We start from the raw sequence: 6,466 nt of genomic DNA, 5'->3' as shown, positions 1-6,466 counted from the left end.
GGCTCGATGGATGCGCTGTTTTCTTCGCGCAATGTCGAGCATCTCTATCCGCATGAGATGCCGGTCGCCTTTGGTGAGTTTCACAAAGTGCTGGCCGAGGATGGCTTTGCGATCATCACTTGCCCGGATCTGAAATCCGTTGCGGCGCTTGTGTTCCGGGGTCTGGGCTGGTTTTTGAAGCTTGGCGCGTTGCGGGTTGCTGGAGGTGTTGACCTGAACTCAGCGCGGACAGCAGGGTCAATTGCGGCAATTCGCACATGACTTATCTGCAACATGTGAAAGCTATGAAGCGCTGGCTGCCAGCCGAGCCCGGGATTGCAAATCCTGAGCTCTCGCGTGAGCTGACCGAGAAGTTTCTCCAACCAAAACTGCCTGAGATTGAAGCTTTCTTGCTTGAAATGCGACGGCTGGTTGACGCAGATATTTCAAAGCGATCTCCTCAAAAATATGGCAAACCCTACCCGCTGAGCCAATGCCTCGAGATTTCGAAGGCGGTGCAGACGCTAATCGAGACATTGGATGCCAATAGGTTGTCCGGCCCCGTTTTGGCGGGATGTCTGGCCCTCCGTCGCTTTCTGGCTGCGGGCGGCGAGATGCGCCGCGTCTGGGGTGATCTGCGCGGATCATATTTTCAGAACGCCTTTCAGGTTGGTACGCTTTATATCGATGTCGCTAATGACACGGTTGTACCAACAAAGCCCAAAGTCGAGATCTTGCCCTTTGAACAGGCAGGCCTTTCCGCGCTCAAGGATTATAGCCATTTCGCAAAGATTGCCGAACGCTACTGGGAGGTTACGGCTTGGCCTAACCATGTTTTTCCAGAAATCGCGCCTTTTTTCCCCTTGCTGCTTGAAACGCAAGGCGGCGGATTTGAGCTTCGCGATGCGGGTGGCTACATGATGGGTCTGAACATCGGTCGAGTTTTTAAGCCTGCAGAAGCCTATTTGAGTAAGGCGGCGCTGCCAGAAGATGTGAGAGAACGCGCAGCGCGTGATCTGATATCTCTTGCTGAAAAATTGCCAAAATCATCTACTACGGGTCGTCGTGAGGCGCTCTCGGCTTTACAGCGTTATAGAAGCAAACGTCTGCATATGGATCCGGGTGCCCAGAAGCGATTGGTCGAACGGGGCCTTGCCGCTAACCAATCCTTCCAAACTACAGCTAAACATCGGAAGACGAACCCTGCCCCTATGGTAAAGCTCAATAAAACAACGATGAATGTCCTCTTCATCCATCAAAACTTCCCCGGTCAGTTCAAGCATCTGGCGCCTGCGCTGGCGGCGCGGGGCCACCGAGTGGTCGCGCTGACCATGCAGAAAGTGAAGGAAACCCGCTGGCAAGGCGTGGAGCTGGTGCCCTATGCCGTGACGCAAGGGTCGACGCCGGGTGCCCACCCTTGGGTGGTGGATTTCGAGACCAAGATCATCCGAGCCGAGGGTGCGTTTCGGGCCTGCCTAAAGCTCAAGGAGCATGGCTTTGAACCGGATGCGATCATCGCGCATCCCGGCTGGGGCGAAAGCCTGTTCCTGAAAGAGGTCTGGCCACAGGCCAAGCTGGGTGTTTTCTGCGAGTTCTTCTATCTAGCCGAAGGGGCCGATACCGACTTTGACCCGGAATTTCCGGTGGAGGATGTGGCGGGTAACAACTGCCGCCTCAGGCTCAAGAACCTTAACAACTACATGCATTTCGATGTCGCGGATGCGGCGATTGCACCGACCACCTGGCAGGCCAGCACCTTTCCCGAGCCTTTCCGCTCTAAGATCACGGTCGTCCATGATGGGATCGATACGGACGCCATCCAGCCCAACCCAAAGGTTCAGCTGAAGCTGCGCCGCAATGGCGCGGACCTGCCGCTGACGCTGTCGCGTAAGGATGAGGTGATCACCTTCGTCAACCGCAACTTGGAGCCCATGCGGGGCTGCCACATCTTCCTGCGGGCACTGCCCAAGCTGCTGAAGGAGCGCCCCAATGCGCAGGTCGTCATCGTCGGCGGTGATGGTGTGAGCTATGGCGCTAAGCCCACCGTCGAAAAGAACGGTGCGGCGTCCTGGAAAGATGTATTCATCGATGAGGTCCGCGGCCATATTTCGGATGAAGACTGGGCGCGGGTGCATTTCGTAGGGCAGGTGCCCTATGCCAATTTCGTCTCACTCCTGCAGCTTTCGACCGTCCATGTCTATTGGACCTATCCCTTTGTTCTGAGCTGGAGCTTGATCGAGGCGATGAGCGCGGGTGCAGCCATCGTGGCGAGCGACACCGCGCCTTTACGCGAAGTGATCGAGCATGACGAGAATGGTCTGTTGGTCGATTTCTTTTCGGTTGATAGCCTTGTTCAATCGGTTTGCTCTCTGTTAGACGATCCCGAGCAACGCGCGCGCCTTGGCGCGGCAGCCCGCGCCACAGCCATCGCCAGATATGATCTTAAAACAGTGTGCTTGCCCAAGCAGTTATCTTGGGTTGAGGCGCTAAGAAGAAACCCGTAAATAAGAGGACAAGAATATGACAAAACGTAAAACGCGAACGAAGCCAACTAAAGATAATGAAATCACCGAAATCGTCAGCGATTCTATCGAAGATGTGATTACAGCCAGTGCGGCCCAAGCCGAGGCACCGAAAACCCCGAAGATTGTGATCGATGGTGTTGAATATGATGCCTCAACTTTGAGCGATGCGGCGAAGGGCGCGATTGCCAGCCTGCAATTTGCTGAAGCCAAGCTGATGGCGCTGCAAAATGAACTTGCTGTTTGCCAGACTGCTCGCTTTGCTTACATCAAGAGTTTAAAGGCCGAGTTGGAAGGTAAAGCCGAGTGATGGCTGATGCTCCGCAAATCCTGCGCCTGGATGGAGAGGACTACGACCTTTTCAATGCCTCCGATGAGGCCAAGGCGCTCGTGGTGCGGTTGCAGCAGCTCGACCGCCTTTTCGAAGAAAAGAATAACCTCATGGCTCTGCTGACCCGGGCGAAGAATGCCTATATTGCGGACCTGAAGACCGAAATAATCAAGAGCAAAACAGGCGTTGATCTATCATCGCTGTTTGACGAGGAGTAAGACCCATGCCAAAATTCAATGTCGATGGCATCGAATACAATACCGAAGACCTTAGCGATAACGGCAAGGCCCAGCTGGCCAGCCTGCAGTTTTTGGAATTTCAGATGCGCAAGATCAAGGATGAGATCGCCGTCTACAACACCGCCAAGGCCAGCTATATTGCCGGGCTGAAGGCCGAGTTGGAAAAGTCGGAAGCAGTCATCGCGGCTGAAGCCCCTGCGACTGAATGATGCTCTTTGCTTAGCGCCAAACACAGCCAAAATAAATTGGATGCTGCTCCAGCAAGGGCGCGTCTTTTAACGAACTGAGCTTAGTGTTGGCCTATAATCAGTGCGTAACGGCTTCCGATACAACGCTGCCAAGGTCATCGGGTCATTGAGGTTTCTTCAGAAATGGCTGAAACTAAGAATTCGGATGTTTGTGCATAAAGGAATGATCTATTCTTTGCGTGAAATTTTGCTTGCAGCCGATTAAGGAGGGAGGCCATTTTGTCAAATGGACCGTTAAATACAGCGCTGACTAGCGCTCCGAAGAAACAGGCTTCTAGGGACGTGACCAAAAGCCGTGCCTGCTGCTCAGAAAACGAGCTGATTGATATTACTGGTATTCGTCAAGGTGCCTTTGACGCCACGGTTGCAAATGCCACGGACGGTTCGCGTATTCTTTATCATCTCGGCGAATACTGTGCTGGTCCACATAAAAAAGATGCGCGGACAGCATATGAGGATGGTAGAGTGGTATTAGCTATACGCAAGCGCAGCAAATGGCAATTTGAGTACTTAGCGATCCCAGTGTCACGCAAGTGACGATGATTAAGAAGAGTTAGCAATAAAAGGGAATGTTCAAAAGTGTCCCAGCATGAATATCCTGCTAGCGGTGAAAGCGTCGGTTTAGGGGAGGAGCGCTCCTTTGCCGTGCAGATGTTTACCGCGCGCTATGATCTGATCGAAGATCGAATCTGCTTAAACGCTGTGGATGCCACGGGCGCCAAGCAGGTCATCTATCTGACGCGTCGGCTAATGGATCAGCTCATCCCTGTGTTCATCAAACACCTCGAGGAAAAAACGCCAAAGGGTGTCCCTACAGACGTGGTTCAATCCATGACCCAGGAGCGAGTGAGGCAGGTGCGGAAGGCTGAGACGCCCGCGAGGCCTGTGAATACCGATCTGGAAACCCCACGCTGGCTTTGCACGACGATGCAGATGCGAAAACAGCCTGCGGGGCTTTTGATGATGTTAACAGGGGATGCCGCCTGCAACGCGCAGATCCCACTGACTGATCAGCAATTACGAGCGGTGCTGGATATTTTCCGCAACGCCTATGCCAAGGCGGGCTGGGACCTATACCTGTTCCCAGAATGGTTGGCTCCGGCGAAAGCCGAGGTAGGGCTTGGGGTACAGGTCAGGCTGAATTGAGCAGCGCAGTATGTGATCATGCGATGTTGGCAAACCGCGCTGTTCGCTATGCAATTGCTCGCGCGCAATACCCCTCGGGAAGGCCGTGCAGCGCAAGCAGTCGATGGAGTTCGTGATTGGGCAGACCGTGTGATGGAGAAAATACTCCGCCATTCGTGTTGAAGTGCTTAAGGCAGCGTGTACCAGGTTGTTCGCCCGCCACCTTGCCGAAGCAGATAGCCCTTGTCGACGAGTTGACGCAGCTGCTGTTTAAGCGTGTTTCGGCTGGCGCCCGTGAGCTTGATGATGTCGCCCATGCTCACACGGCCATGCTCACGGGCGTGATCAAGAATTCGCAGCGACAGTTCGGGCAGGCTCGGCAGTACGAATTTCTCACGCTCAACCTTGGTGGCCAGCCGCTTCATTTGCTGTTGCAAGGCGCGCAGGAAGAAGATCAGCCATGGTTGCCAGTTCGGCGCCCCGCTGCGGATCGAGCCCTGGGTTTGCCTGAGCGCAAGGTAATAGCCCTCCTTGCTCTGCTCGATCACACTTTCGAGCGAGCTGTACGGGACATAGGCATATCCAGCCTGCAACAGCAGCAGAGTGGTCAGGACCCGGCTGAGTCGCCCGTTGCCGTCCTGGAAAGGATGGATTTCTAGAAACGCGACGGTGAATACCGCGATCACGAGCAGTGGATGCAGCCGTCGTTGTTCTTGCTCAGACGTCAGCCAGCCGACTAGTTCGGTCATCAGCCGGGGGGTGTCAAAGGGTGTCGCGGTTTCGAAGACGATGCCGATTTGTTTGCCGTCCTCATCGAAGGCGGCAACGCTGTTCGAGGATGTCTTATAGATGCCGCGATGCCATGCATCCTTCCCGCTGTAGACGAGCAGGTCGCGGTGCAACTGCTTGATGTGGTTTTCGGTGATCTTGATGTCTTCCCAAGCACGGAAGATGAGGTCCATTGCCTCGGCGTAGCCGGCCACCTCCTGCTCGTCGCGTGTGGCGAAGGATTTAATTTCCAGATTGGCCAGCAGTCGCTCGACGTCCCGATCCGAGAGCTTACTTCCCTCGATGCGTGTTGACGACCCGATGCTTTCGATAGTGGCGACGCGCCGCAACGCCGAAAGCCGCTCGGGCGCCAGCGTTCCTAAAGCGCGCCACGCGCCCTTGAATTCGTCGATCTCGGCAATGAGCGCCAGGATTTCCGGCGTGATCAGGATCGTGTCGGTATTGATCGGGTTCTGTGTCATACCCGAATATACACCTAATTACGCCCATTTAGCAATGCCATTTTGGCGCCCATTTACACCCAAAACTGAGAGGCACAACGCGCCCGGCGCCACCACTATGCATATGCTGGTCGGGTGGTGTCAGCAGCTCACGGCTTGTTATTAAAAGTTAGGCCACCAACCTTTAATAGCGCGGCAGGTTAATTAAAGGCACGGTGGTATCGGCCCTGGGTCACAGATCATTCTCGCGGCCGAAATCTTCAGAGCGGTCGAGCTCGATACCTGCCAGCGGTGCAGATGCAAGAAGCACCTTGAAGTTTTTGGCGGGCGAGGATGTGATGTGTTTGCGCAAGACTGAGCGGGTGGCCGCGTGCCGCGATGGGTCGCGCAGTGCGCCCGCGATCTCACGTACCAAGTCAGCATCTTCTTCGCGCACCTTGACCTCCACCCGTACGAAGCCGCGTGCCGCTTGGCGCTTGCGCGATTGTGTCGTGTTGGATTGGCTCGTCATCATGACGCCCTCCGTTTTAACCGTTTTCAACGAAAACTGCACGGTGGCGAAGGTGCGTATTCCGGGGTCATCCGGCCAGTGATTCCGAAAGTATCCGGCCACCCATTCCGATTTTATCCGGCCAGTGATTCCGGAGCATCTGGCCACCCTGTGATGTGATGCTGCGAGGCAATCTGTAACTGGCTACCGTCTGGCTTTTTAGCTTTGAGGGAAGCCCGATGAAGAGATTGCCGATGCGGAAGATACGAGATGTTTTGCGGCTGTCAGCTGATGGTCTTTCGA

General features: G+C 54.8%; 10 protein-coding genes. 7 read left to right on the top strand and 3 right to left on the bottom strand.

The window, feature by feature from the left end:
- The 7 genes from VGP75_RS05035 to VGP75_RS05005 form a co-directional block, all read left to right on the top strand.
- Positions 1–261 (top strand): class I SAM-dependent methyltransferase (locus VGP75_RS05035; protein ID WP_526025503.1); only part of this gene is annotated, 261 nt, incomplete at its 5' end.
- A complete protein-coding gene (locus tag VGP75_RS05030; protein ID WP_327542611.1) occupies positions 258–2,483 on the top strand; it encodes a glycosyltransferase in 2,226 nt (741 codons plus the stop codon). The genes VGP75_RS05035 and VGP75_RS05030, both read left to right, overlap by 4 nt.
- Positions 2,484–2,499: 16 nt before the next feature.
- Positions 2,500–2,811, top strand: a complete 312-nt coding sequence (locus tag VGP75_RS05025; RefSeq protein ID WP_327542610.1) for a DUF6447 family protein — start codon at positions 2,500–2,502, stop codon at positions 2,809–2,811.
- Complete coding sequence (locus tag VGP75_RS05020; protein ID WP_327542609.1) at positions 2,811–3,050, top strand: hypothetical protein; 240 nt, start codon at positions 2,811–2,813, stop codon at positions 3,048–3,050. Before VGP75_RS05025 ends, VGP75_RS05020 begins: the two co-directional genes overlap by 1 nt.
- Before the next feature lie 5 nt (positions 3,051–3,055).
- Positions 3,056–3,280 carry a hypothetical protein gene (locus tag VGP75_RS05015; protein WP_327542608.1) on the top strand — a complete coding sequence of 75 codons (225 nt, stop codon included), beginning with the start codon at positions 3,056–3,058 and terminating at the stop codon, positions 3,278–3,280.
- A 321-nt stretch (positions 3,281–3,601) separates the two neighbouring features.
- Positions 3,602–3,856: a hypothetical protein gene (locus VGP75_RS05010; RefSeq protein ID WP_327542607.1), complete on the top strand. Its 255-nt coding sequence runs from the start codon at positions 3,602–3,604 to the stop codon at positions 3,854–3,856.
- Between the two features lie 42 nt (positions 3,857–3,898).
- On the top strand, positions 3,899–4,465 hold the full coding sequence (locus VGP75_RS05005) for a hypothetical protein (RefSeq protein ID WP_327542606.1): 567 nt from the start codon (positions 3,899–3,901) through the stop codon (positions 4,463–4,465).
- A gap of 167 nt (positions 4,466–4,632) precedes the next feature.
- Here the strand turns inward: VGP75_RS05005 and VGP75_RS05000 are convergent, their stop codons facing one another.
- The 3 genes from VGP75_RS05000 to VGP75_RS04990 form a co-directional block, all read right to left on the bottom strand.
- Positions 4,633–5,694, bottom strand: a complete 1,062-nt coding sequence (locus VGP75_RS05000; RefSeq protein ID WP_327542605.1) for a Fic family protein — start codon at positions 5,692–5,694, stop codon at positions 4,633–4,635.
- Between the two features lie 211 nt (positions 5,695–5,905).
- Positions 5,906–6,187: a hypothetical protein gene (locus VGP75_RS04995; RefSeq protein ID WP_327542604.1), complete on the bottom strand. Its 282-nt coding sequence runs from the start codon at positions 6,185–6,187 to the stop codon at positions 5,906–5,908.
- Positions 6,188–6,251: 64 nt separating this feature from the next.
- Positions 6,252–6,466, bottom strand: a 215-nt coding sequence (locus VGP75_RS04990; RefSeq protein ID WP_327542603.1) for a hypothetical protein, incomplete at its 5' end; no start/stop codon positions are given.

Origin of the sequence: Yoonia sp. (assembly GCF_036007805.1) — a bacterium.
Taxonomy (GTDB): Bacteria; Pseudomonadota; Alphaproteobacteria; order Rhodobacterales; family Rhodobacteraceae; genus Yoonia.
The sequence above is the reverse complement of the archived record's forward strand: the minus strand, read 5'-3'. Positions and strand labels throughout refer to the sequence as shown.